This is a genomic window from Paenibacillus chibensis (assembly GCF_004001045.1).
In the GTDB taxonomy this organism is placed as follows: domain Bacteria; phylum Bacillota; class Bacilli; order Paenibacillales; family Paenibacillaceae; genus Paenibacillus_AQ; species Paenibacillus_AQ chibensis.
Window position 1 is genome coordinate 29,109 of record NZ_BIMK01000011.1, and the last position, 25,881, is coordinate 54,989.

Below are 25,881 nucleotides of genomic sequence, written 5' to 3' on the forward strand. Positions count from 1 at the left end.
GTTACAGCACTCCTTGTTGATGTTTCTGTTTGAGGTCGGCAATGATATCAAAAAAGTTCTGGAAAGGCATATGCTTCACGCCCAGTTCAGCGCATTTATCCGTCAGAATGGAGCGGGAGTACACCATGTCGGCAATTTTGGCTCCTTCAAAATCCGTCAGGCTGTCGCCGATCAGAATCCGCTCGTACTTCTCCTCAGGGAAACGGCGCATGACGGTTGTCTTGCACATGCCGCATCCATTCGTACATGGATCCTGGCACGGATGCGGCCATAAAATTTCGATGGTGTCCCCGCTGAAGTCCGCGCCATTGCAGAAGATATGATCCGCCGGAATATTAAACGGTGCGAGCAGCGGATCGATGAAAAAGTCCATGCCGCCACTGGTCACGTAAAATTCGATCTCAGCTTGCTTCACATAATCAAGGAATTCGCGGAAACCTTCCCGAATCCCCGCGCGGTTTAGTACGAAGTCCACGATCTCATCCTTGCGGCTGGCAGGCAAAAGCGCGAACATCTCTCCGACGCCTTGGCGCAGCGTAATTTCCTGATCCACGGTCCGCTTCATGATCGGCTCATAGCCCTCCGGCTTGAAATGCTTCATGATCGCTACGATATTGTCGGAGAGGGTGATCGTTCCGTCAAAATCGCAAAAGATAACGGGCTTTTTGCCTGCTGTCATCGTTCTCCCCCCCATGCTTCAAGCGCTGCTTTAAGCTCCGGATGTGCGGCGTCCGCATATTCCGCCAAGCGGATGCCCTGCTGCGCCGCTTCAATGGCTTGCACGAAAGCGCGGCCGCCGGCTTCGGTTCCCATCGGATGACCATGGATGCCGCCGCCGGCATTGACGACCACATCCTGGCCGAAGTCGCGGAGGATCAGCGGCACAAGGCCGGGATGAATCCCTGCGGATGGAACCGGCATGCTGGTTCGGATAGGAAGCGCAGATGTAATCAATTCGTCGCGAATCGCCATGTTTTCTTCACGCGGCATCGTGACCGACCCGTAAGGCGAAGGGAAGAGGACCAGGTCCGCACCGGCAAGGCGCATCAGCTGGCCAAGCAGGACGGAAGCGGAAATACCATAGTGCTGCGACGGATAGTAGGCGCCGGCCAGCGCCGGATGCGCTGCAATCGGCACGGTAATTTCCGGATCCGAGCTCAGCTCGTGCAGCACATCATAGCCATAGGACAGCACGTTGAAGAGCAGGGCGTTGGCACCGGCATCAATGGCTTTAAGAGCGTGCGATTTCAGGCTCGAAGTGCGGCCGGTCAAATTGGCTGCATACAGCAGCTTTTTCCCGGTCTCGCGGCTGGCCGCTTCCGCAGCCTTGAGACATACCTCGACGCGTTTCTCGATCGGCGTCAGCTCATTTTCGAACAATATTTCATCGTCTTTGATGAGGTCTACACCGCCCAGCGCCTGCTTGGTGAACTGGTCGCGCAGCTCATCGATGTTCAGGCCGATGACGGATTTGAAAATGCTCATCAGCAGCGGACGGTCGTGAACGCCTAGAATGTCACGGATGCCTTGAATGCCGTATTTGGGGCCGGGGAATGCGGAAAGATAGTCATCCGAAAATCCGAGCTTGGTGAGCTTGATCCGGCCATCCATGGAAATTTTGCCGAAGACGGTTACCAGCAGGGCAGGAATGTCATTGCTGAAATTGACGTCAGGATAAGCAATGGTCACATCCGCAAAGCGTTCTCCCGGCTGCAAGCCTTCCGGCTCATGCACGTCGACCTGCAGGACTTGTCCCAAATGCTTTTGCATGGATTCGCGTTTGGCCTGCGGCAGCTCCGTCCAGCTGCCGACGGTCATGCCGACGGCAATTGATTCGGCTTTTTTGCGAAAATCCGCTTTGTCATCATATAAGCGATATGTGGCCGTACAACTGCTCATGAAATTCCCTCCTTCAAAGCGGCTCCCATTTCCTTCGAGCGTTCTGCGCAGCGGGCGACGGCAGCTATGACCGTTTCGAAGAATTCGCCCTTGTCGAGCGTTTCCAGCGCGGCCTGCGTCGAACCGTTAGGAGAAGTTACCTTTGCCCGAAGAGCCGCTGGCTCTTCGCCCGTCAGCTGCACCATGCGGGCTGCTCCCAGCACGGTCTGAACGGTCAGTTCGCGGCATTGCTGCGGCGTTAACCCGCCGCGGATGCCCGCAGCCATCATCGCTTCCATCATATAGTAGATGTAGGCCGGGCCGCTTCCGGAAATGCCGGTGAGGATTTCGAGCTTGTCCTCTTCGACGATCGTCACGGTACCGACCGCGCCGAATAAGGTCATCACGATTTGGCGCTGTTTGTCGTTGATTTCCTTGGAGTAGGAAATTCCTGTTGCCCCGAGTCCGATGGAGCTGGACGTATTCGGCATCGTTCTGGCTACCGGCTGATTACGGCCAAGCAGGTCTTGGATTGTCCGTATGGTCAGACCGGCAATGACCGACACGATGAGGGTGTCATCCGAGAGCAGCGGTCCGAGCTTGCGCAGGACTTCCGCCGCATCTTTGGGTTTGATGGCAAGCACGATGACCGGGGAGCTCTGCAGGATATCGGGAATCAGATCTGCATCGTTGCTGACCTGAACGCCATAGAGATGCTGCAGTTCTTCTAATCGGCTCGTGTTGGTACGGTTAAGCATGGTGATGTCGGATGCCTGGACTACTGATTTGCCGATCAGGCCCTTCACGATGGCCTCAGCCATCGCGCCGGCACCGTAAAAGGCTATGAATTCTGTAATCATCGCTTGTTGTTGACTCATTTTATCCAATCCTCCCGGCGGGTGCTTCGTTGAATGAATCAAGCAGAATAGCTACCCGCGAATTTGTCCATTGCCATGGATGATATATTTGGTGGAAGTCAGAGCAGGAAGTCCCATTGGACCGCGCGCATGAAGCTTTTGCGTGCTGATTCCGATCTCCGCTCCAAATCCGAATTCGAAACCGTCGGTAAACCTTGTTGAGGCATTGTGATACACTGCTGCGGCATCGACCTCCTGCAGGAAACGCTCTGCGTTAGGCGTGCTTTCGGTCACGATGCATTCGGAATGCCTGGTGCCGAAGCGATCGATATGAGCCATGGCTTCATCCAAAGTATCGACCAATTTGACGTTTAAAATATAATCATTATACTCCGTTGCAAAATCCTGCTCGTCGGCAGGAGTGGCCCAAGGCAGAATGTGCAGCGTATTGGCGCAGCCGCGGATTTCTACGCCTGCCGAACGAATCTGCTCGGCAAGCCGTTCCAGGTGCTTCGCAGCAAACCCGCTGTTCACCAGCAGCGTCTCCATGGAGTTGCAAACCGAAGGCCGCTGCGCCTTGGCGTTGATGGCGATGGCTTCCGCCATCTCAGGCCGAGCGGTTTCGTCTACATACGTATGGCAGATGCCCGCACCCGTCTCGATGACGGGGACGGTGGCATTTTCCACGACATTGCGGATCAGCGACTGGCCGCCGCGCGGAATAATGACATCGAGAAGCCCGTTCAGCTTGAGCATTTCATCAACCGAAGAACGGTCGGCGCTTTCGATAAGTTGGATCGCATCCGGTGGAATATCCGACAGCGCCAGGGCACTGTGCAGCACCTCCACGATTTTCCGGTTGGAGGAAAGAGCAGAGGAGCCTCCGCGGAGCACGACGGCATTGCCTGCTTTCAGGCAAAGTCCGGCAGCGTCGACCGTAACGTTTGGACGTGCCTCATAGATAATGCCGATCACGCCGAGCGGTACGCGGACTTTCGTGATCTGCAATCCGTTGGGGCGCTCGAAGCTGTCCAGCACGTCGCCGACGGGATCCGGAAGGGATATGATCTGCTCCAGCCCTTCAGCAATAGCGTCAATGCGCTGCGGGTTCAGCGCAAGCCGGTCCAACAGGGAAGGTGATGTGCCTTGCGCCTGTCCACGTTCCAGATCTTCGCGGTTGGCAGCGATAATCTCGTCTTTATGGTTTCTTAATCCGTCAGCCATCGACTGCAGCGCCTTATTTTTCTGATCCGTACTCAGCCTGTTAAGCACGGCTGCGGCAGTTCTGGCTTGTTTGGCTTTCGCCTTTACTTCACTCATGTATAAACCTCCTTCTCGCATGACTCTATGATTTTTATTTTAATGTAATCCATTCATCCCTGTGAATCACTTCTAGGCGATGGACCATCTCCAAGGTTTGGATGACTTCAGAGCTGCTCATGCCCTGGATGCGCCGGAGCTGCTCGACGTCATAATTCACGATTCCCCGGCCGAGCACGGTGTCTTCCATACTGAGGACCTCAACCACGTCGCCGGCCTGAAAATGTCCTTCTACCTCTTTCACACCTACCGGCAGCAGGCTGTGACCCCCATTAACGAGAGCTTGCTCCGCACCCGGGTCTACCTTGAGCGATCCCAGCGGGGTAGACATGAATCCGAGCCACTGCTTTTTCATCGGCAGCGAATGGAGGCGGGTATCGAAATAGGTTCCTCTGCCTTGACCGGCAACCGCGTCGCGAAGGTCCCCTACAGAGTCTACCTTGCCGACAAAAACCGGAACCCCCCCACGCATGGCGATCTTGGCGGCGTCGATCTTGGAACGCATGCCGCCGGTGCCGACGGATGATCCCGCTCCACCGGCGATCGCGTAAATTTCTTCCGTGATTTCTTCCACATGATCAAACCGGACAGCGTTCGGATGATTGCGGGGATCGGCGGTATAAAGGCCGTCTGTATCCGTCAAAATGAGAAGCTGCTGCGCTTTGACCAGATTAGCCACGAGCGCGGAGAGCGTATCGTTATCGCCGAATTTGAGCTCATCGACCGAAACGGTGTCGTTTTCGTTGATGATCGGGATTGAACCCTGCTTGAGCAGCTCTTCGATTGTCATACCGGCGTTGTTCATGCGCTTGCGGTTCCCGAAATCGGTTCGCGTGAGCAGAATCTGCGCGGTGGTGATGTCATGGGAGGCGAAAGCTTCCTGGTAAGCCTGCATCAGCAGCGCCTGGCCGACAGCGGCTGCGGCCTGCTTTTCATGCAGCAGCTTGGGACGGAAGCTGTATCCGATCGCGAGGAAGCCCGCGGCTACCGCTCCCGATGTTACGAGCAGGACTTCACATCCCGCTTGTTTTAAAGCCGATATTTCGCTCGCGAAAAAAGCAACGGCGTCCCGGCTTAGCCCGCCCTCTACGGATGTAAGCGAGCTGCTTCCAATTTTGACGACGACTCGCGTCGACATAATGCATCACTTCCATTTTCATATTATAGGCTTATGCTTCATAACTTCCATAGAACAAAAAAAGCTTTCGTCCTTTAAGTAAAGGACGAAAGCTTAGCTTCCGCGGTACCACCTTTATTGATGACCTGAATCATCCGGCTTGAGGCCTTGTAACAGAAGGCACTGTCCCGCAGGTTGCTGCAGGCCGTTCAGGGGTAGGATTCGGAGGGCGTTCGGGTAAATTCTTTCAGCCGGTGGAATTTACTCTCTGTTTGCGCGTTTTTGCCGCTCGTACTGGTCCCGTCGTCACGTTTGCAAGGTATGGAAAACCCGTTATTTCACATAGAATACCACGGAATATCCGGGTTTGCAAAAATTTAACCGAAAATTTTCAATTCCCCGATTCGTCTCGCGGCTTCCCGGAGCCTTTCTTCGGAGGTCAAGAGGCCAACCCGCACATAACCTTCGCCATGCTGGCCGAAACCGATGCCCGGAGCTACGGCCACCTTGGCTTGTTGCAGCAGCAGATCGGCAAAAGAAGCCGAAGTATGCCCTTTCGGGACAGGCAGCCAGCTGAAGAAAGAACCGCCTGGCTTATCGGCATGCCAGCCCACTTCGGACAAGCCTGCGAAGAAGGCGTTTCGGCGGGATTCATAGCGGTTGACCAATTCTTGCACGCAGTCCTGGGAGGCGGTAAGCGCTTCGGCCGCCGCGGCTTGAATGCCGCCGAACAAGCTCACATAGATATGATCCTGAAACTGATTGATCATGGATATGATTTCCCTGTTACCCAGCGCAAAGCCTACGCGCCAGCCGGCCATGTTATAGGTTTTGGATAGCGTGTAGAACTCAACGCCGACCTCCTTCGCGCCCGGTGCCTGCAGAAAGCTCACGGGACGCTGCCCGTCGAAGCCGATCGCGCCGTAAGCGAAATCGCTGGCAACGACGATGCCGTGCTCAGCCGCAAATTTGACGGTATCCTCGTAAAAGGAGAGCGGGGCGGTGGCAGAAGTCGGATTGTTCGGATAATTCAAAAACATGAGCTTCGCCCGTTTGCGATCTGACTCGGAAATGCTGCCGAAGTCCGGCAGGAAGGCGTTATCCTTGCGGAGCGGCATGAACGACATTTCCGCTTTTGCAAGCGCAACGCCGGACCAGTAATCCGGATAGCCGGGATCGGGAACAAGACAGAGATCGCCGGGGTTGAGCAGAATTTGCGGAAGCTCGACGAGTCCCGTTTTTCCGCCGAACAAGATGGCGACTTCAGTCTCGGGATCCAGCTTGACGCCATAGTCATCAAAATAGCGTTTGGAGATCGCCTCCTTCAGGAAGCTGAAGCCTGTAAAAGGCGAGTATTTATGGTACAGCGGATTGGCAGCCGATTCCTGGAGCGTTTGGACGATATGGGGCGGTGTGGGCGTGTCAGGATTGCCTTGTCCCAGATTGATAACGTCATGTCCGGCTGAAATTTCGCGATTGACCTTCTGCACGAGCGTCGCGAAAAACTGCGTCGGCAGCTTCGTCATCACTTCGGCAGGCTCGATATGAAATGCAGATTCATAGGACGGATTCTCTGTAGATTTCATCTTATTCATCACTCCGGTTCTTGCTCTAGGCTTCTCAAATAGAATAGATTTAATCTATCATGATTTAACCGGGCTGTATAGAGGGATTAGGGCGTACTTGCCCGATTCTCTTCCTGCCTATATGATGGATACAACATGGCGGTACGACCAGGTCCGTCAAGAGGTTCAGCGACGAACGAGGGGGAGAAGCATGGGAAACAAACAGGAGACAAAGCTGGCGGTAGCTCTGATTCAGGCGGATATCGAAATCGGCAGCCCGCAGGAGAATAAAAAACATCTGGAAGCCTTGATGGAGTCCGCTGTTCAGGCAAATCCGAAACCGGATTTGCTGGTATTGCCCGAAATGTGGAACACGGGTTACGCGCTGGAGCAGATCCATGACATCGCCGATCCGGAAGGGGAGGCTTCGCGCGAATGGTTATCATCCTTCGCTGCCAAGCATGAGGTTATGGTTGTAGGCGGTTCGGTGGCCGTCAAAACAGGGGATGAAATCTATAACACGATGTATGCATTCGATCGTACCGGCCGTCAGGTCGGCGAGTACGCGAAGCTCCATTTGTTCCGGCTCATGGATGAAGAAAAGCATTTGACGGCCGGAACCCGTTTGGTGCAGTTTGATTTAGAAGGGGTCCAGGCCGGTGCTTCGATCTGCTATGACATCCGTTTTCCGGAGCTTGCGCGAAGCTTGGCTCTGGGCGGAGCCAAAATGCTGATCGTTCCCGCCGAATGGCCGCACCCGCGCCTTCATCACTGGCGCACGCTGCTGATGGCCCGTGCGATTGAGAACCAGATGTATGTCATTGCCTGCAATCGGGTCGGCAGCAGCCGCGGAACGGACTTTTTCGGCCATTCCATGATCATCGATCCGTGGGGGGAAATCGTCGCGGAGGGTTCTGAATCGGAGGAGATCGTGACCGGTCTGGTTGAGCCGGAGCTTGTGGACGAGGTGCGCGGACGCATTCCTGTGTTTGCGGACCGCAGACCGGAGCTGTATACGGATAAATAAGCGATTATGCTTAAAAAAGGCCCCTGAGCAATCAGGAGCCTTTTTCGTTTAGCTTTAGCCTTATTTTACAAGATCCCGCATCGTATCCTTGAAGGTTTCGATGAATGCTTCAGCCGCCTTGGAAAGGTAGCGTCCCCGCCGGTACGCGATAACCAGAGTCCGGCTCGGAACGGGCTCGGCAAGCGGGAGGTATACCGGAACGAATTCGCTCCGGGAAGAACGCGAGATGAAGCGAGGGACTAATGTGATGCCCATGCCGGTGGCTACGAGCGACTGGATCGTTTCCATATTGTTGCTTTCGAACACCACCTTGGGTTCAAATCCCGCTTTTTGGCATAGGTCAAACGTAATCTTCCGGAAGCCCTGACCTTTCTTGAGGACGATAAAGGATTCTCCGCTCAGCTCTTCGATCCGGACGGGGACCGGTTTGCCGCGCTTGACTCTTGCCGCCAGCGGATGGCCGGCCGGAACGGCCAGATCAATGATCTCTTCGCCGATCGTCTCGTAGGTCAGCGACGGTTCCTGCAGTGGAAGCGATAGAAGGCTTAGATCGGTTTTGCCGCCAGCGGTCAGCTTTTCAAGATTCATGGACGAATCCTCCAGCAGGGCAATTTCGATGTCGGGATATTTCTGTTTAAAAGAAGGCAGGACATGCGGGAGCAAGTGCGCTCCGGTAATCGGCATGCTGCCGATCATGACCTTGCCGCCCCGGAGCTGGGATATATCCGACATCTCCTGGCGCAGCAGCTCCACGGCGTCCATGATTTTTTGGGCTTGATCCATAAACTGCGCTCCGGCATGGGTCAGCTCCACTGTGCTTGTGTTCCGCTGGAACAGCAGGACACCGAGTTCCTTTTCCAGCTTGGACAGCTGTTGGCTTAAGGAAGGCTGTGCAATGTGCAGCTTCTCGGCAGCCCGGGAAAAATTCCGTTCCGCTGCGATCTGGAGAGCATACTGCAGTTGTCTTAATTCCATGTTCATCGTTCCTGTTCATTATGAATTCGGTCAAGCGTGCTCATAGTTATTTCCTATTACTTTTATAGATATTATATCTTGGAACAATCAAGAGGGAAATGCTATATTAATTTCATTCAAGAGAAACTGCAGACAGCGGTACTCTACCAAGGACGAAAAACCTAGATGAGGTGAGAAGATGAGTAAAAGAACAATGTTTGAAAAAATCTGGGATAACCACGTTATTCATCAGGAAGCAGGCAAGCCGAGCATCCTTTACATCGATTTGCATCTCGTCCATGAAGTCACATCCCCGCAAGCCTTCGAAGGACTTCGCCTGAGCGGACGCAAGGTGCGCCGTCCCGAGCTGACCTTCGCGACAATGGACCATAACGTACCGACAAAAGACCGCTTCAATATTAAAGATCCGATTTCCAAGCAGCAGATCGACACGCTGACGCAAAACTGCCGCGATTTCGGCGTCACTCTGTTTGATCTCGAGACGATCGACCAAGGCGTCGTACACGTTATGGGACCGGAGCTCGGACTCACTCATCCGGGCAAAACGATCGTTTGCGGCGACAGCCATACATCCACGCACGGCGCGTTCGGCGCGCTGGCCTTCGGCATCGGCACGAGCGAGGTTGAGCATGTGCTCGCGACGCAGTGCCTGCAGCAGGCGAAAGCCAAGACGATGGAAGTCCGCTTCGTCGGCAAGCGCAAAGCAGGGATCACTGCCAAAGATATGATTCTCGGCGTCATTGCCAAATACGGCACCGACTTTGCTACAGGGTATGTCATCGAGTATACGGGTGAAGCGATCCGTGAACTGACGATGGAAGAGCGAATGACTGTATGCAACATGTCCATCGAGGGTGGAGCCCGCGCCGGCATGATCGCTCCGGACGAGACTACGTTCGACTACCTCCGCGGCCGCCAGTATGTGCCTGAAGGCGAAGAATTTGAACAGCGCGTGGAGGCATGGAAGCAGCTTGTTACCGACGAAGGCGCCTCTTACGACCTGGTTGTGGAATTCGACGTGGAATCCCTGATTCCTCAAGTCACCTGGGGCACAAGCCCGGGCATGGGTACGGATATTACATCCAAAGTACCTGTACCTGCCGAGCTGCCAACGGAAAATGAACGTAAGGCTGCTGAAAAAGCCATCGAATACATGGGCCTGACACCGGGTACCCCAATGAACGAAATCGCCGTCGATTACGTATTTATCGGCTCCTGCACGAACGGACGGATCGAAGATTTGCGTGCCGCTGCGCAGGTAGCCAAGGGCTATAAAGTTTCGGATCAGGTGACTGCCATTGTCGTTCCGGGCTCCGGACGGGTTAAACTTCAGGCCGAAGCCGAGGGTCTTGACAAAATCTTCGTGGAAGCGGGCTTCGAATGGCGCGATGCCGGATGCAGCATGTGTCTGGCGATGAATCCGGACGTGCTTCAGCCGGGACAACGCTGCGCTTCGACCTCGAACCGCAATTTCGAAGGACGCCAAGGACGCGGCGGACGGACGCATCTGGTATCTCCTGCCATGGCAGCAGCAGCTGCAATTAAAGGACGGTTTACCGACGTGCGCGACTGGAATTTTAAATCTGAAGTGGTTAGCTAAGGAGGAGAACAGACATGGAAGCTTTTACTAAATTAACCGGCCTTGTTGCCCCGGTAGACCGGGTTAACGTGGATACCGATGCCATTATCCCTAAACAATTTCTGAAACGGATCGAACGTACCGGCTTCGGGCAGTATCTGTTCTTCGAATGGAGATTCGACGAGCAGGGCAATGACATTGCCGATTTCTCTTTGAATCAGCCTCGCTACCAAGGCGCTTCGATTCTGATTTCCAGAGCCAACTTCGGCTGCGGATCTTCCCGTGAGCATGCACCATGGGCGATCATGGATTATGGGTTCAAATGTGTTATTGCACCGTCCTTTGCGGATATTTTCTATAATAACTGCTTCAAAAACGGCATTCTGCCGATCAAGCTTTCCGAAGAGCAGGTTGAAGATCTGTTCCAACGCACGGCGGCACATGAAGGTTACCAGCTGAACGTCGATTTGGAGAACAAAACGATTACGGACAGCGAGGGCCTGCATATCGATTTCGATCTCGATGAGCATCGCCGCCAGTTCCTCCTTCAAGGTCTGGATGATATCGGCTTGACGCTCCAGCATGAAGACGAAATTTCGGCTTATGAGCAGAAGCACGCTTCGAGTCTGTTTGCGTAATCGGATCAAGCGTCTGAATACGAAAGACTTCCAACAACCTCGTGGGGTTGATGGGAGTCTTTTTTTGCATTTATAAAGGAAGAAATACGAAAAAGGTAAAATTGTGCAGCCACCGAGGAGGAAAATGCACCCTTCATGGCGAATATTGCCTATATTCCGACGATAATGATTTTTTTTAGATATATTTGTTTTTCATGCCCAAGAATCGGCAAAAAAATCAGTTTGGCAGAGGTGGACAATGAAGAAAACCGGATTTGTATTGTTTTTGTTAATGTTTCTCGTCATGATGGTAGGCGTCCAGGATCGGGCTGCGGCAGCGCCCGGCAGCGTACAGATCGTATTGGACGGCAATGAGCTCAAGGTATCCAAGGATACCAAGGTAACGAACGTAAACGGCAGCACCATGGTTCCTTTCCGCGTCATCGGAGAGAATTTAGGCTTCGGCGTGAAATGGGAGCAAAAATCGCAAAAGGTTCTGATCAACAAGGGCAGCAAATCCATCGAGCTGGTCGTAAACGACAAGACCGCAACGGTCAACGGCAAGAAAATGACGCTAGACAACCCGCCGCTTCTGCAAAACAATATCGTCGTCGTACCGGTACGTTTTGTTAGCGAGCAGATGGGAATCCAAGTGAGCTGGGACGGAGCGAACCAGACCGTTTATTTGACCACAAATCCTCAGCCACCGAAAACCGACAGCGGCACTGGCGCGGGCAATGGGGATGTTCCGGTTGCTGATCCTTCGCCTGGAACGCAGCCGTCGGGAGGCACTTCGACTACGGAGCCGGGAGAGGTATCTGATCCTTCGGTTACGGTACCTCCTGTGACAGGTAATGCGGTGATTAGCGGCATCAGTTTCAGTGAAAATCGCCTGATGATTGCCTCTCAAGGAGGTACGGTTACACCGAAGGTGTTCACGATGTCCGGCCCGGACCGGATCGTCGTGGATTTGCCGAACACGGCCTTCTCGCCTGATTTTCTGGGAGGCTCTTCGAATGTAGCCGGCAACCAGGGGCAACTGGATGTTACCGGCTATCCGGACTTGAAGAACATCAGGTACTCTCTCTTCAGCAGCAGTCCGTCAACGGTAAGGATCGTGCTCGATTTGAGCGCCCCGAAGGCATATTCGGTATACAGCGATCCGTCAACCTCCGGGCTAATCATTGTTGATCTGAATAATTCCACTACGCCTACGAATCCGGTTGGGGGCAGCGGCAAGAAAATCGTTGTCATCGATGCAGGCCACGGCAATCAGGACCCGGGTACGATCGGGTACTCCAAGACGAAGGAAAAAGATTTCAACCTCGCGGTCGCCCTGAAGGTCGGTCAACTGCTGGAGAAGGAACCGAACATCGATTTTGTGCTCACACGCAGCGATGATACGTTCCTGAAGCTGGAGGAAAGAGCCCGGATCGCGAACGATTTGAACGCGGATGTATTCGTATCCATTCATGCCAACAGCGGGCCAATAGCGGCAAGCGGCAGTGAAACATACTATCAAAGGGATGCCAGCAAGGCTTTGGCAAACGTCATGCACAAATATCTCGTCAAGGCCACAGGCCTCCCGGATCGCGGAGTTAAATACGGCAACTACCATGTCATCCGTGAGACCAAAATGCCGGCCGTGCTGCTGGAAGTAGGTTACCTGAGCAATCCGAAGGACGAAGCAGCCCTCTTTAGCGAAAGTCTGCAGAATTCGATCGCGCAGGGCATCGTCAATGGCATTAAAGAATATCTCGGAGTACAATAAAAACAAGTCATTCGCAAGTAGAAGGAGGCGGTCAAGTGAACAGAAAGCTGTTAAGCGCTGCGGTACTAGCCTTGGTAATGGTTGTGGGAGCAGGCTGTGGACAAAAACCGACAGCAGCGCCAGCTCCGCAGGAGGCAACCCAGAGCCCCAATGATTCTTCAGCTGTGAACGCAGCGCAGCCGGATGATTCGAATGGCTCCGAAGCCGAAGGGAACGACCAAACGGAGAATACGCAGCCGCAAACGGACAAGCCGGATCAGAAGCCAGAGGATTCCGCTGTACAGAAGCGAACCATCGAGGTTTATTATACAGATCCGCAGGAAATGGAATTGAAAAAGAGCGAAATGGAAATCCGGTTCAAAAATGATGCTGACAAGTACCGCGAGGCATTCAAGGCATTGCAAACTAGCGGTAACAGTGAACTCATTCCTCTATGGGGCAAGATGGAGCTGAAATCTATGGATGTAAAGGATGGGGCCATGACCATCGATATCCATATGCCGGATGAAGCACGACTCGGAGCCGGCGGCGAACAGTACGCCCTGGACGCACTGTCCAAAACGATGTTTCAGTTCAAGGAAGTTCAATCAATCGAGCTTCTGGTGGATGGACAACAGCTGGAAAGCTTGATGGGGCACGTGGACCTGGATCACCCGATGAAGAGAAACTAGCTTGAACGATGTTAAATGTCAAAATAAGACCGCTTGCGCGCAGACTCTATCTGTGCTCAAGCGGTTTTTATTTACTTTGACGACGTATGTATGCATAAACGACTATCTTTGTCTATCTTAAGACATAGAATAAGTTTTGCATGAATAGGAATATATTCGCAACTTTTCGCAGGCAACAGCGTCTAATAAATGTCTGGTGCTGTCGAAGGAAAGCCAAAGCTGAAACGTCAGAGCTAAGGACAAAAATCTAAGAATGGTAGGGGTGAAGGATGAAGAAATTCGGTTTTATGGCAGTGCTCTTATTTGTCTTCATTTTGGCTTTTCCTCACAATGGACAAGCTGCGGCGGGAACCGCCAAAATTTATCTGGATGACAAACAATTGACGCTGTCGGGAAATGCAAAAGTGGAAAATGTGAATGGCAATATCATGATTCCATTTCGTGTCGTCGGAGAGAATCTAGGGTTTGACGTCGCATGGGAACAAAAGACGCGCACGGTAACCATAAAAAAAGATTCTGATGTGATTAAACTTGTAGTCAATCAAAAAACGGCGGATGTCAATGGAACGAAAGTAACCATGAACATCGCCCCCATTTTGCGCACGGACACCGTAATCGTACCGCTGCGCTTTATCAGTGAACAAATGGGACTCAAGGTCAATTGGGACAATAATAAAAAGGTCGTATACTTATATACCCAAGAAAATGATAATGGAAACGGAAACGCAGGAACAGGCGCCGGGAACGGTGGCGGTTCAGCGACCCCGGGTACCGGCAGCGGTGACGGCGGAAGCGGTAATGCGGCGACTGCTCAGGTTAACGGCCTCAGCTTCAGCGACAACCGGCTGATGATCGCCACGACCGGACAAGCCAAGGTCAATGCTTTTAAAATGACCGGACCGAACCGGATTGTTGTGGATTTGGAGAACGCGAATTTCTCCAATACGTTCAGCAGCAGCAACTCCCCCCTGGATCAAAACTCGGTGGGATCGCTGGATGTCACCGGTTATCCTGCCGTTTCAAAAGTAAGATATTCGCTTTACAATAACAATCCTTCGACTGTACGGGTGGTTATTGACCTGAATTATGCGACGAATTATAAGCTGACTAATGAAAATGGTTTATGCATTATCGACTTGAATGTGTCGGATAGTGGAACGACGACGCCGCCAGTGGGCGGAAACGGCAAGAAAATCGTCGTGATCGATGCAGGGCACGGTGCTCATGATCCGGGTACAACCGGAGTTACGGGCAAGAAAGAAAAGGATTTTAACCTGGCAGTCGTACTGAAAATTGAGAAATTGCTGAAGCAGGAGCCTAATATCGATGTGGTTCTGACACGAAGCGACGACACGTTCCTTGAACTGAAGGACCGCGTCAAGATTGCCAATGATTTGAAAGCGGATGTGTTTGTATCGATCCATGCTAACAGTGCAGGCTCCTCGGCCGCTTCCGGCAGCGAGACGTACTATCAGCGTGATGCCAGCAAGGCGCTGGCCAACGTGATGCACAAGTATTTGGTACAAGCTACCGGCCTTGCCGACCGTGGCGTGCGGTATGGCAACTTCCATGTCATTCGCGAGACGAAGATGCCGGCCGTTCTGCTTGAAGTCGGATACCTCAGCAATAAAAACGATGAAGCGACTCTTTTTAACGAGAACGTGCAGCAGCGTGTTGCTCAAGGAGTCGTGAATGGACTCAAAGAATATCTGGGCGTTAAATAGGAAATGTCCCTTAAAGGAGGCGGCAGAGAATGAGTAGGAAATTATGGTGTGCAGGCATTTTGGCTTTGGTGATGATTGCCTCGGCCGGCTGCGGCCAGAAGCCGACAACCGCACCGGAAAGCGGACAGCATGATACTGTCTCCGGGGAGCAGCAAACGACTGGCAGCGGCAGCGAAACGCCGCCTGAGGAACCATCGAAGGATGGTGACAGCGGCAACACCGCCGGAACAACCCAAGGCGATTCGTCGAAGGGATCATCTGTCGATTCTTCCAAGGTCACGGATTCCAAGGCCAAAAAAGAAATGATCGATGTTTATTATACGGATCCGCAGGAACTCGATTTGAAAAAATCCCAGAAGGAAATCAGCTACAGCAGTGACTCGGATAAATATGCGGAAGCCTACAAGGCTTTGCAATCGAGCGGCAAGCCGGAGATGATTCCGCTGTGGGGGAAAATCGAGCTGAAAAAACTGGATATCAAAAATGGCGAGCTGACATTGGACATTCATATGCCCGACGAAGCGAGACTCGGGGCAGGCGGCGAACAATACGCGCTGGATGCGCTGACCAAGACGATGTTCCAGTTTGACGAGGTCAAATCGGTGGAGCTTCTGGTTGACGGAGCCAAGGTAGACAGCCTGATGGGCCATGTTGACTTGGAGCATCCGTTTACAAGACACTGAAAAAATTAGGGCAAAAGCAGGAGTAGGCGCCCTTCTTGTCGAATAGCATATAGGCTTTATTTTTGTGGATATGAAATGAACTAAAGCTTGCGCTCATCAAGCTGCCCAATAACCCTTCTGGTTTCTGGGCGGGAGCGCAATCTCTTTAGTTCTTTCTGTTATTTTCGGGATCATGCAAGAGTGCATTATCCTTCAGTGAGAAAGGGGAAAAAGAATGAATTCGAAACGCAGCTATACAATTCCTTATTCCAAAAAAGCAGTCGCTGCCGTAATCGCAGGCATGATGGCGTTAGGTACGGGTACTGCCGTATTTGCAGACACGGTGAGTACTACCACTTCGGCTTCGGTGACGGCCAGCGGTCTTTTTAGCGACGTCAAGAGCGGGTATTGGGCAGAAAAGCATATCTATAAACTCGCTTCCCAAGCCATTCTTCTCGGGGATAAAGGCTTATTCCGCCCGAATGATTCCGTTACCCAGCAGGAAGCTGTCACGATGGCGATCCGTTTTGCCGGCCTGGAAGATAAAATCAACAGCAATGCCGCAGTGGCTTTGCCGACGAATATTCAGGTCAATACCTACTTCAAGCCCTATGTAGCACTGGCGCTGCAGCAAAACCTGCTGGATAAGACTGCGGAAAACGCTGCAGTGAATTCGAAGCAAACCTGGGGTGAAAGAAAAGCGACCCGTGAATGGATCACCGAAGTCATGATTCGCGCGCTCGGCAAGGAAGGCGATGCTGCCTCTCTGGCTGCCAAAGCAACCTCATTTGCAGATAACGGCAAAATTTCCGCTTCCAAAAGAGGTTTTGTCAATGCTGCCCTGGAGCTCGGATTGACCAACGGCGTCGACGGAAACCGCTTTGACCCGCAAGGGACAGTAACACGGGCACAGCTCGCCACGTTCTTCAGCCGCGCGGAAGCCTTCAATGACGTGAAATATAATAATTCTGCGGAAGGCATCGTCACCGGTCTCGGAACCAACAAGCTCGACCTGTATGTGGACGGAAGCATCCGTACATACGCGCTGGATAGCGCCACCGTTTATTATACAAGCGATTCCGACAATAAAATCAGCTTTGCCGATTTGAAGCCGTATACGAAAGTGATGGTGATCGGCAGCACGAATAAAACCGCATACGTGGAGGTGACGGACGCGAAGACGCAGCTCGAAAACACAGAAGGTACTTTCCAAAAGCTGTCCCCTGGCAGCGTCCTGTGGCTGGAAACCAATAACACGTTTAAAGAGTTCACTTACGATGCAAGCACGACATTCCTCGATCAAAACGGCGCCAAAATCGATCCGTCGGCCCTGGTCGTCGGCAGCAAGCTGCAAATCCAGCAGGAGACGTTCAGCGCCGCCAAAAAACCGGTTATCATTCAAGTGAAATCGGGCATTATCAATAAAACCGGATCCGGTACCCTTCAAAGCGTGGATACGGCCAGCAAGTCGTTGGTCATCAAAAATGCGGCAGGCACCGTGGAAAGCTACACATGGGACGACAGCCTGATCGTGAAATACCAGAATCAGCTGCTGTCGCCTTCCGAGCTTAAAAACGGAGCCGTTATCAATTACACCGTTAAAAATAACGTGTTAGCCTCGATCGAAGTGACGCAAGGCGTGGAAAGAACGATTCGCGGTTCGCTTTACGAGGTAGGTGCCAACAACGCGACCATCACCTACAAGCGTGACGGCGGACAGCTCGAAGTAAAGCTGCTTGCCGAGAAGCCTGAGCTTGTGATCAGCGGAATTGCCGCTCCGGTGCTTGGCGACCTGATTGCTGATTCCCAGAATGGCGATCAGGTGGAGCTGACCCTGAACCCGCAGGATCAAGTGACCAAGATTCAAGTGCTGAATCGTCAGATGGAACAAAAGAAAGGCGCTACTATCGTGTCCTATGAGCCGAAGAGCAAGCTGCTCACGCTGCTGGATTCGAATAAAAAGCCTTATGTCGTTTCCCTCGATGAGAAAACGAAACTGACGTACAATTCTCCTGATCCTACGCTGGCAGGCATCGAGCCTTATCTGGTGAACGGACGCAAGGTCAACATTACGTATCTGACCAACCGTGCGTTGTCGCTTGAAGTCATCTATCAATACGAAGGCAAGGTGTCCGCGCTCGACCTGAACGGCAAGAAGCTGACCTTGCTTGCAAGCGACGGCCAAACGATGACCCTGCCTTATACCAATCCCGTGGTTCAAGTATACGGCAAAAGCAATGCTTCCCTGTCCGACATTAAAGTGGGCAGCGATATCGCAGCGGTGCTGAATGCGACGCAGGATGCGATCCAATCGATTCAGGTGAAATCGAATGTGCAGTTCGAAGTGGTCAGCGTGGATTACAGCAACTCGCGCTTGACGGTGAAGAAGGACGGCATCACCAGCCAGCTCTACGTGGACAAATCCATTTTGGCCGGTGAAAACGGACAGGGAATTACGGTAGCCGATCTTCGTGCAGGACAGCTTCTGAATGTCACCTTTAACGGTGTGACTCCGGCAGCGGTTCAGGTCGTGAAACTGACGACCGGTGAAGTAACCTCCGTCAATGCAGCTTCCGGTTCGCCTAGCCTTACCGTCAAAAATTATGGCGGATCCACGGAGACGTTCGCGCTGAACAGCGCGTCCAAGATCATCAATGATGCCGGCAGCGCCTTGAACATCAATAACGTGGCAGCAGGCAACCGCGTTGAAGTCCGTAAGGATGCAGACGGCAATACGGTCGTCAAAGTGCTGAATGTGACGACCCAATCCTTCTGGAAATATGACAGTTATGCGAAGGAAATATATGTGAAACGGCAGAATGTCAATGATACCGGGTATTATCCGCTTTCTCCGGCAGCATACATTCACCAAGGAGATACCACTTTGACCGTGCAATCCCTGAAAGAAAATGATAATATTGTACTGTATTTAAACAATGGAACGATTGTCGAGATACAGAAACAATAGTATGCTTTGGGAATGGTCATGAGATACACCGTCTTGATACGGGGAGTCTTACCTGTATCAAGACGTTTTTTTTGCAGGAGGTAAACGATGAAGGCAGCAACCGTACGTCATATACTCGATACGATCGGAGACATGTTTCCCGACGCCCATTGTGAATTAAACCACAGCAATGCTTTCGAACTGACGATTGCCGTTCTGCTGTCCGCGCAGTGTACGGATGAGACGGTAAACAAGGTGACCAAGGACTTATTCGAGAAGTACAAGTCTCCCGAAGATTATGTGGCGGTTCCATTGGAGGAGCTTGAACAGGATATCCGGAGAATCGGTTTGTACCGCAATAAGGCGAAGCATATCCGCAATCTTTGCATGCTTTTGATGGAACAGTACGGCGGAGAAATACCGCGGGAGCATGATGAGCTGGTGAAGCTGCCGGGAGTGGGGCGCAAGACGGCAAATGTCGTCGTTTCCAACGCCTTCGATGTACCGGCCATTGCCGTCGATACGCATGTGGAGCGGGTTTCAAAGCGCCTCGGACTGGCGGGCTGGAAAGATTCCGTGCTGGAAGTGGAGAAAAAGCTGATGAAGCAGGTACCGCGTGAAGAGTGGACCTTGACGCATCACCGCCTGATTTTTTTTGGACGCTACCACTGCAAGGCCCAGAATCCAAAATGCCAGGTCTGCCCGCTGCTGGATGTATGCCGCGAAGGAAAAAAACGTATGAAGACGTCCCAAATCAGAAAAGATAAGTAACACAAACACAGGATAGGAACTACAAAGCTGGAGAAGGATGGGATAAACAATGAAATGCATCTCGGTATATACTGACAATTTCGAAAAATTTTCCGATATTATGGATGAAGTGATGGAGACGGAACTGACTGAAAACGAAGAGAAGGAATTCGACGGTATTACGGTCAGCCACTCAGGCGAAGTTCCTGAGCATTACCTCGATCGCATGTCTACCAAGCCTGAAGTCGTAGTCATGAAGGACAAGTCCCGGGGCACAACGATTTTGCAGCACGGCAAGGTATTCGAGATTTTGGTGCCTGAGCTGGAGAACGCCAACGCGTAAATGACAAGATAAATAAATTGAGCATAAAACCGAAGTTCTTCGGTTTTATTTTTTTTGCCTGGAAAGATGTTCAGCGCTTCCCGTTTAAAATGTTTCTCATTCACCCTGCATGATGTTAAAATGAAACTATTTGAGGCACCCGCATAACGTATGATAACTTGACAAAGAACGCAATGTGTAGCGAATAGAGATTGGGGAGAGAAGGCAGCATGTCGACATCGAGTCCTGTAATTCAACTAAATACCGGCTCACTGCAGCGTTTGCAGGAAAGCCTGGGTGGCTGGGGAGATGACAAATCCGCGAGACTGGCGGGAGATTTATTGAATAAAGCTGCGGCGGGAGAAATGACGATCGCCTTTTGCGGGCATTTTTCCGCGGGCAAATCGAGCCTGATCAATTCGCTTTGCGGTAAAAAGGTGCTTCCATCCAGCCCGGTGCCCACGAGCGCCAACGTGGTGTCCATCCGCAATGGGGAACCGCGCGCCTTGATTTATCCTGTAACCCCCGAAGAAGCTGCGCCCGAGGCGAAACCGCAGGAGGTTTCGCTGGATGAGCTGTATACATATTGCACGAACGGAGGGGCCTATTCATCCGTTGAGGTATGGGATCACATTCCGCTTCTGGGCAGCCGCGGGGTGCTGATGGATACGCCGGGAGTGGACTCCACGGACGACAGCCATCAGAAGGCGACGCATTCTGCGCTGCATTTGGCGGACACGGTGCTGTATGTGATGGATTACAACCACGTACAGTCCGAGAATAATCTTGCCTTCGCGAAGAGCTTGTCCGACTGGGGAAAGCCGCTGTATTTGGTCGTGAACCAGATCGATAAGCATCGGGAGCGTGAATTGTCCTTCGAGCATTACCGGGCGGAGGTGGAGGCCGCGTTCAAACGCTGGCAGGTCCATTACGAAAGCTTGCTGTTTACGACGCTGAAAGAGCCGGAGCATCCCTATAATCAGTGGAAGCAAATTCAGGAGCTGATTGCCGAGCTGATTGAAAAGCGGGAACCGATTCTCAAATACAGCCTGGATTGCTCTGCTCACCATATCGTGGAACAGCATGTGAAGGCTTATGCCGAATCCCTTGAGGAGACGAAGCAGCAGCTATTGGAAGAAATGGGCGGAGAGGAGCAGGCCGCCCGGCTGGAAGCCGAAATCGCGGGCTACCGGAAGGAAATGGAGCGGCTCAAGGAGCTCCCTCAGACGCAGCGCGAGAGTATCCGCAAGCAGGTGGATGCCCTGCTGGATAATGCGAATATCACGCCGGCGGAGCTGCGGGAGACAGCCAAGCAGTTCCTGGAGAGCCGCAAGAGCGGCTTCAAGGTCGGGCTGCTATTTGCCGGAGCCAAAACGCAGCAGGAGAAGCAGGAGCGTCTGGATAAGCTGACCGAGGCGCTGCGGGAACAGACTTCGGCATCGGTGGAATGGCATTTGCTCGAGCTTATGAAGCAGTGGGGCAAGACCGAGAAAATCTGGTCGGAAGAACGGGAGCAGCGTCTCCAAGCGTCCATGCCGCAAATCAGCGGAGACATGCTTGAAAATTCCGTGAAGCCGGATGCGGTGATATCCGGCGAATATGTTTTGAATTACTGCCGCATGCTGTCGGCAGACATCAAGAGCCTGTACCGCCGCGCCGCCATGAACGCGGCGGAGGAGATGCTGGCGGATGTAGCCGCATCCGCCAAGGAAGAGCAGCAGCGCGTCGTCGCAGCCCTGAACGCGCTGCTGGAGCAATCGGCCGCGATGTCCCGCTATATGCAACTGGAGCGGGACATCGCGGAGCGCGCCGCGGCAGCAGGCGGGCTGCTGCCGCAGCGCACGGGCCTCACCCCCGGCCTCCTGCCGGTGGTGAGCGCCCCGGCCCCGGCCCCGGCGGCGGCGCAGCCGCCGGGAATGGACGCGGGCGCGCGTGAGAACGCGCCCGCCCACGCCCCGCGCAGCGGGGCGGAGCCGCTCGGCGGCGCGGCCTTCGGCCGCCGCCAGCGGCTGGATGCGGCGGCAGCGCGCCTGCAGGACGCGGCGGCGCTGCTCGCGCGCTATCCCGCGCTGGCTTCCGCCGCGCGGGGGCTGCGCAGCCGGGCCGAGAGCCTGGCCGGCGGCTCGTTCACGCTGGCGCTGTTCGGAGCGTTCAGCGCCGGCAAGTCCTCGTTCGCCAACGCATTGCTCGGCGAACGCGTACTGCCGGTATCGCCGCATCCGACCACGGCGGCGATTAACCGGATTCTTGCGCCGCAGGACGGCTTCGCCCATGGCACGGCGCAGGTGATGATGAAATCTCCGGAGACGTTCAAGGAGGACCTGGAATACTCCTTTTCCGTACTGCAGCTGGGCACGCCGGATAAAACCGGATGGCTGCAGGCGATTGAGCAGCTGAAGCCGGAAGGCATTCACCCTGCGGGGCTGCCTCATTACGGCTTCCTGAAGGCAGCGGCTGCGGGCTGGCAGGAAGCAGAGCCGCTGCTGGGCAGCGTGCAGACGGTCGATATGGACGGCTATAAAGCGTTCGTTGCGGATGAAACCCGTTCCTGCTTCGTCGAACGGATCGATTTATACTACAGCTGCCCGCTGACCGAACAGGGCATCGTGCTTGTGGATACGCCGGGAGCGGATTCGCTCCATGCCCGGCATACCGGAGTCACGTTCCAATATATGAAGCATGCGGACGCGATCGTATTCGTGACGTATTACAACCATGCTTTCTCCAAAGGCGACCGCCAGTTCCTGACCCAGCTCGGCCGGGTGAAGGACAGCTTTGCGCTCGATAAAATGTTTTTCATCGTCAATGCCGCCGACCTGGCTTCCTCGGAAGAGGAGCTGGGGCAGGTTGTGAAGCATGTGGAAACCAATCTGAAAGCAAGGGGCATACGGCTTCCGCATATTTATCCGGTTTCCAGTATGAAAGCATTGGAAGCGAAGCTGGACGGCAATGCGGGTCTTTATGAGGAATCCGCGTTCGAGGCCTTCGAGAAGGCGCTTGGAGCCTTTGCCGGCGAGGAGCTGCCGAAGCTGTCCCTGGCGAGTGCCGTACAGGAAATGTCCGCGGTACGCCAGCGTGTGACCGAATGGGGAAGAATGGCGCGACAAGACGCCGGGACTCGGGAACAGCGGCGCGCACAACTGGGCGACGTTAATAAACGGGCACTGGAGCGGATTGATGCTTTCGCCCGTCAGGATGTATCGCGCGAGGTCGATCAAGAAACGCGCGAATTGATGTTCCATGTCAAGCAGCGCATCGGATTCAGCCTGGGTGAATTTTTTACCGAAGCCTTCCACCCGTCGGTCCTCCGCGAAGATGCCGGACAGTTGAAGCGTATCTTTACGGACTGCGGCCGCGAGCTCGAGCGAACGATCGTTCACGAGCTTGAGCAGGAGCTGTGGGCAACGACGCTGCGTCTGGAGAACAAGGGCAAGGCGGTTCTCCGGACGGCAGCGGAAGCGGCGGTGGAAGATATCCGGGGCTATGATCCGGTCATTCTGCTGGCTCCCCCCGAAGAGAAGCCGTGGGCAGCACCCGAATGGAAGGAGCAGGGGCTGGCCAGCTTCGTAGATTGGTCAACCTACTGGGCTTTATTCAAGTCGCCGAAGCAATTTTTTGAAAATGGCGGCAGGGAGAAGCTTAGAAATACCGTCGAGCCGGTCATTAAGGAGGCGCTGAGCGAGGAAGCCGCCCGGAAACAGGAATGGCTGGCGTCCTATTACAGCGATCTTGTGGGCTCGGCGCAGGCGAGACAGAAGGAAGCGTTAAAGGAACAGCTGCAGGAAGCGATGGAGGCAGCGACTGCTTCCCTGTCAGCAGGAGAACAACCCGAAAGCTGGGATCAGCTGGCTGCGCAGCTTCAGGACATGGAGCAATCGTTGGCTTAGCGCGAATAGAGGGATAACGAAGAAGAGGAGCGCCTTGTGGCGCGCCTCTTTTTGATTTCTGAAATCCTCCGTATAAACAGGGGATGACTTCATGCTTTATATGAAATCTTGAATCGTTTTCGAAGTAAAAAAGCAGGAAAGCGGCAATCCCGGATTCCGAAATGGAAGCACTTTTACAGGTATTTGAATACAAACACTGAGTATGGCAGAGATATCGAGGATTTTCTAACATTTGATAAGGATTTCGGGATTATGCAAAGGTATTGCCCATTGATTGCCAATGCGGCGAAAATATGCCCGGTTATCCTCTTTGCCGCCTTTGAAAGACGATGTTAAACTTCATAAATATTCAACATCACTTCCAGGTTGAAGTGATAAAGTTTGAGATGACTCGAAGGAGGAGAACCATGAATGTTCTCAGGCAAATGCAGAGCTTTTTTTGGGAGAAGCGGAGTTTTTTATATCTATCTATACTCTGCCTCGCCATAGCTACTGCCTTGGGGCTAGTAACCCCGAACCTGCTGCGCAAGCTGATTGACGATGCGATTCAGCCGCGGCATTTTGAAAAAGTCCCCGCTTTGGCGTTATCCGTCATCGCTGTGGTCGTCGTGAAAGCGCTTATGCAGTTTCTAAGCGGACTGCTCGGCGGACGAATGGGGAACTATCTGGCATACCGGTTGCGTAACGGCTGCTACGAGAAACTGCAAGTCTTGTCTTTCCGGTATTACGACACGGCCAGAACGGGGGATTTGATGTCCCGCCTGACCGGGGACCTCGAAGCAATTCGTCAATTCATCGCCTTCGGGATCCCGCAAATTCTAAACACGATTCTGATGGTGGTTTTCGGGGCGATCGTCATGCTGTCCATCAGCTGGCAGCTTACGCTTCTGACGATGATCAGCATTCCTTTTCTCGTCATCGTGGCGCTGAAATTCGAAAACCGCATCCATCCTGCATTCCAGGAAATGCGTCTCGCGCTGAGCGCGCTGACTACCTCGGTGCAGGAAAATATAACGGGCGTGCGAACCGTCAAATCCTTTGCGCGCGAACCGCACGAAGTCGATAAATTCTCGCTGCGCAACGAACGTTATAAGAACAACCAGATTCATGCATCCGGTTTGTGGAGCAGTTACTTCCCGTTAATGGAGCTGCTCGCTTCCATCTGCGTCGTGATTCTGCTTGGGGTCGGGGGGACGCTGGTTATTCACAAACAGCTCACGCTCGGCGAATTGGTCGCATTTTTCAGCTTGATCTGGTACATTATCGGTCCAATGTGGAACATCGGTTATCTGATCAACAACTATACGCAGTCCGAGGCTTCGGGCGAGCGCGTCATGGAACTGCTGAATCAGCCTATCGACGTACAGGACAAAGAGAACGCGATGGTGCTCCGGCCTGAGGATGTGAAAGGGCATGTGACATTTGACCATGTTACGTTTGCTTACGGCAATAAATTGGCCGCGATTCAGGACATCAATTTGGATGCGCCCCCGGGAACGGTGATCGGTCTTTTGGGAGGCACCGGTTCGGGTAAATCCACCATCATTCAGCTGCTGATGCACGCATACAACGTAAATGGCGGAAGTATTAAGCTTGACGGCGTAAATATCAACGATATCCAGGTGCAGAGCTTGCGGAGTCAAATTTCCTCCGTGTTCCAGGAGACGTTCCTCTTCTCCTCCAGCATCCGTAACAACATCGCATACGGCATGAAGGATGTATCCATGGATGATATCATCCGTGCCGCCAAACTCGCCAAAGCCCATGATTTTATTATGGAAATGGCGGATGGATACGATACGGTTGTCGGCGAACGGGGAATGGGCCTGTCCGGCGGACAGAAGCAGCGGATCGCCATTGCGCGCGCACTCCTGAAAAACCCGAAAATTCTGATTCTGGACGACGCGACGAGTGCCGTCGATATGGAGACAGAGCATGAAATTCAGTCCGGATTCCAGGAGGTCATGCGCGGGCGCACCACCTTTATCATCGCTCACCGGATATCCTCGCTGCGTCATGCCGATGAAATCCTCGTGCTGAACGAAGGCAAAGTCGTGCAGCGCGGGAAGCATGACGAACTGATCACGATGTCCGGACCTTACCAGGATGTCTACAATATACAATATGCAGACCACATTGCCCGGATGAATGGTAATGCAGGAGAGCAGGTGAGCTCATGAGTACGGCACTGAATACCGATAAGCGCCCTCAA

General features: G+C 53.3%; 19 protein-coding genes. 12 read left to right on the plus strand and 7 right to left on the minus strand.

What is annotated here, in order from left to right; genetic code table 11:
* Window position 1: 1 nt before the first annotated feature.
* The 6 genes from PCH05_RS10995 to PCH05_RS11020 form a co-directional block, all read right to left on the minus strand.
* On the minus strand, window positions 2-679 hold the full coding sequence (locus PCH05_RS10995; RefSeq protein ID WP_127602436.1) for a 2-hydroxy-3-keto-5-methylthiopentenyl-1-phosphate phosphatase: 678 nt from the start codon (window positions 677-679) through the stop codon (window positions 2-4).
* Window positions 676-1,899 carry a 2,3-diketo-5-methylthiopentyl-1-phosphate enolase gene (locus tag PCH05_RS11000; RefSeq protein WP_127602437.1) on the minus strand — a complete coding sequence of 408 codons (1,224 nt, stop codon included), beginning with the start codon at window positions 1,897-1,899 and terminating at the stop codon, window positions 676-678. Before PCH05_RS11000 ends, PCH05_RS10995 begins: the two co-directional genes overlap by 4 nt.
* Entirely contained in the window at window positions 1,896-2,756 is an 861-nt protein-coding gene (proC, locus tag PCH05_RS11005; protein ID WP_127602438.1) for a pyrroline-5-carboxylate reductase, read from the minus strand. Before proC ends, PCH05_RS11000 begins: the two co-directional genes overlap by 4 nt.
* Before the next feature lie 51 nt (window positions 2,757-2,807).
* Window positions 2,808-4,055: a glutamate-5-semialdehyde dehydrogenase gene (locus PCH05_RS11010; protein ID WP_127602439.1), complete on the minus strand. Its 1,248-nt coding sequence runs from the start codon at window positions 4,053-4,055 to the stop codon at window positions 2,808-2,810.
* 34 nt (window positions 4,056-4,089) lie between these two features.
* Window positions 4,090-5,193 (minus strand): glutamate 5-kinase, encoded by a 1,104-nt coding sequence (gene proB, locus PCH05_RS11015; RefSeq protein WP_127602440.1) that lies wholly within the window; start codon window positions 5,191-5,193, stop codon window positions 4,090-4,092.
* A 356-nt stretch (window positions 5,194-5,549) separates the two neighbouring features.
* Window positions 5,550-6,758 carry a pyridoxal phosphate-dependent aminotransferase gene (locus tag PCH05_RS11020; protein WP_127602441.1) on the minus strand — a complete coding sequence of 403 codons (1,209 nt, stop codon included), beginning with the start codon at window positions 6,756-6,758 and terminating at the stop codon, window positions 5,550-5,552.
* Window positions 6,759-6,948: 190 nt separating this feature from the next.
* Between PCH05_RS11020 and PCH05_RS11025 the strand changes: the two genes are divergently transcribed.
* Entirely contained in the window at window positions 6,949-7,764 is an 816-nt protein-coding gene (locus tag PCH05_RS11025; RefSeq protein ID WP_127602442.1) for a carbon-nitrogen family hydrolase, read from the plus strand.
* Window positions 7,765-7,824: 60 nt separating this feature from the next.
* Here the strand turns inward: PCH05_RS11025 and PCH05_RS11030 are convergent, their stop codons facing one another.
* The gene (locus tag PCH05_RS11030; protein WP_127602443.1) at window positions 7,825-8,739 is read right to left on the minus strand and encodes a LysR family transcriptional regulator; all 915 of its coding nucleotides are present in this window, start codon (window positions 8,737-8,739) and stop codon (window positions 7,825-7,827) included.
* Window positions 8,740-8,917: 178 nt separating this feature from the next.
* Here PCH05_RS11030 and leuC point away from each other — a divergent pair, with 178 nt between their 5' ends.
* The 11 genes from leuC to PCH05_RS11085 all read left to right on the plus strand — a co-directional run bounded on the left by leuC (window position 8,918) and on the right by PCH05_RS11085 (window position 25,849).
* Window positions 8,918-10,339: a 3-isopropylmalate dehydratase large subunit gene (gene leuC / locus PCH05_RS11035; RefSeq protein ID WP_127602444.1), complete on the plus strand. Its 1,422-nt coding sequence runs from the start codon at window positions 8,918-8,920 to the stop codon at window positions 10,337-10,339.
* A 14-nt stretch (window positions 10,340-10,353) separates the two neighbouring features.
* On the plus strand, window positions 10,354-10,956 hold the full coding sequence (gene leuD, locus PCH05_RS11040) for a 3-isopropylmalate dehydratase small subunit (RefSeq protein ID WP_127602445.1): 603 nt from the start codon (window positions 10,354-10,356) through the stop codon (window positions 10,954-10,956).
* 238 nt (window positions 10,957-11,194) lie between these two features.
* A complete protein-coding gene (locus PCH05_RS11045) occupies window positions 11,195-12,706 on the plus strand; it encodes an N-acetylmuramoyl-L-alanine amidase family protein (protein ID WP_127602446.1) in 1,512 nt (503 codons plus the stop codon).
* Window positions 12,707-12,741: 35 nt separating this feature from the next.
* On the plus strand, window positions 12,742-13,377 hold the full coding sequence (locus PCH05_RS11050; RefSeq protein WP_127602447.1) for a GerMN domain-containing protein: 636 nt from the start codon (window positions 12,742-12,744) through the stop codon (window positions 13,375-13,377).
* 269 nt (window positions 13,378-13,646) lie between these two features.
* On the plus strand, window positions 13,647-15,101 hold the full coding sequence (locus tag PCH05_RS11055) for an N-acetylmuramoyl-L-alanine amidase family protein (protein ID WP_127602448.1): 1,455 nt from the start codon (window positions 13,647-13,649) through the stop codon (window positions 15,099-15,101).
* A 29-nt stretch (window positions 15,102-15,130) separates the two neighbouring features.
* A complete protein-coding gene (locus PCH05_RS11060; RefSeq protein ID WP_127602449.1) occupies window positions 15,131-15,784 on the plus strand; it encodes a GerMN domain-containing protein in 654 nt (217 codons plus the stop codon).
* 214 nt (window positions 15,785-15,998) lie between these two features.
* The gene (locus PCH05_RS11065) at window positions 15,999-18,731 is read left to right on the plus strand and encodes an S-layer homology domain-containing protein (protein ID WP_127602450.1); all 2,733 of its coding nucleotides are present in this window, start codon (window positions 15,999-16,001) and stop codon (window positions 18,729-18,731) included.
* A gap of 87 nt (window positions 18,732-18,818) precedes the next feature.
* Entirely contained in the window at window positions 18,819-19,481 is a 663-nt protein-coding gene (gene nth, locus PCH05_RS11070) for an endonuclease III (protein ID WP_127602451.1), read from the plus strand.
* 49 nt (window positions 19,482-19,530) lie between these two features.
* Window positions 19,531-19,803, plus strand: a complete 273-nt coding sequence (locus PCH05_RS11075) for an NAD/NADP transhydrogenase alpha subunit (RefSeq protein WP_127602452.1) — start codon at window positions 19,531-19,533, stop codon at window positions 19,801-19,803.
* A gap of 209 nt (window positions 19,804-20,012) precedes the next feature.
* Window positions 20,013-23,669 carry a dynamin family protein gene (locus PCH05_RS11080; protein WP_127602453.1) on the plus strand — a complete coding sequence of 1,219 codons (3,657 nt, stop codon included), beginning with the start codon at window positions 20,013-20,015 and terminating at the stop codon, window positions 23,667-23,669.
* Between the two features lie 407 nt (window positions 23,670-24,076).
* Window positions 24,077-25,849 carry an ABC transporter ATP-binding protein gene (locus tag PCH05_RS11085; protein WP_127602454.1) on the plus strand — a complete coding sequence of 591 codons (1,773 nt, stop codon included), beginning with the start codon at window positions 24,077-24,079 and terminating at the stop codon, window positions 25,847-25,849.
* The last annotated feature ends 32 nt before the right edge of the window (window positions 25,850-25,881 follow it).

Coding starts and splice junctions, on each gene's coding strand:
- PCH05_RS11045 (WP_127602446.1), top strand. CDS start 11,195: ATGAAGAAAACCGGATTTGTATTGTTTTTGTTAATGTTTCTCGTCATG.
- nth (WP_127602451.1), top strand. CDS start 18,819: ATGAAGGCAGCAACCGTACGTCATATACTCGATACGATCGGAGACATG.
- PCH05_RS11065 (WP_127602450.1), top strand. CDS start 15,999: ATGAATTCGAAACGCAGCTATACAATTCCTTATTCCAAAAAAGCAGTC.
- PCH05_RS11030 (WP_127602443.1), bottom strand. CDS start 8,739: ATGGAATTAAGACAACTGCAGTATGCTCTCCAGATCGCAGCGGAACGG.
- PCH05_RS11085 (WP_127602454.1), top strand. CDS start 24,077: ATGAATGTTCTCAGGCAAATGCAGAGCTTTTTTTGGGAGAAGCGGAGT.
- proB (WP_127602440.1), bottom strand. CDS start 5,193: ATGTCGACGCGAGTCGTCGTCAAAATTGGAAGCAGCTCGCTTACATCC.
- PCH05_RS11020 (WP_127602441.1), bottom strand. CDS start 6,758: ATGAAATCTACAGAGAATCCGTCCTATGAATCTGCATTTCATATCGAG.
- leuC (WP_127602444.1), top strand. CDS start 8,918: ATGAGTAAAAGAACAATGTTTGAAAAAATCTGGGATAACCACGTTATT.
- PCH05_RS11075 (WP_127602452.1), top strand. CDS start 19,531: ATGAAATGCATCTCGGTATATACTGACAATTTCGAAAAATTTTCCGAT.
- PCH05_RS11010 (WP_127602439.1), bottom strand. CDS start 4,055: ATGAGTGAAGTAAAGGCGAAAGCCAAACAAGCCAGAACTGCCGCAGCC.
- PCH05_RS11080 (WP_127602453.1), top strand. CDS start 20,013: ATGTCGACATCGAGTCCTGTAATTCAACTAAATACCGGCTCACTGCAG.
- PCH05_RS10995 (WP_127602436.1), bottom strand. CDS start 679: ATGACAGCAGGCAAAAAGCCCGTTATCTTTTGCGATTTTGACGGAACG.
- PCH05_RS11060 (WP_127602449.1), top strand. CDS start 15,131: ATGAGTAGGAAATTATGGTGTGCAGGCATTTTGGCTTTGGTGATGATT.
- leuD (WP_127602445.1), top strand. CDS start 10,354: ATGGAAGCTTTTACTAAATTAACCGGCCTTGTTGCCCCGGTAGACCGG.
- PCH05_RS11000 (WP_127602437.1), bottom strand. CDS start 1,899: ATGAGCAGTTGTACGGCCACATATCGCTTATATGATGACAAAGCGGAT.
- PCH05_RS11055 (WP_127602448.1), top strand. CDS start 13,647: ATGAAGAAATTCGGTTTTATGGCAGTGCTCTTATTTGTCTTCATTTTG.
- proC (WP_127602438.1), bottom strand. CDS start 2,756: ATGAGTCAACAACAAGCGATGATTACAGAATTCATAGCCTTTTACGGT.
- PCH05_RS11025 (WP_127602442.1), top strand. CDS start 6,949: ATGGGAAACAAACAGGAGACAAAGCTGGCGGTAGCTCTGATTCAGGCG.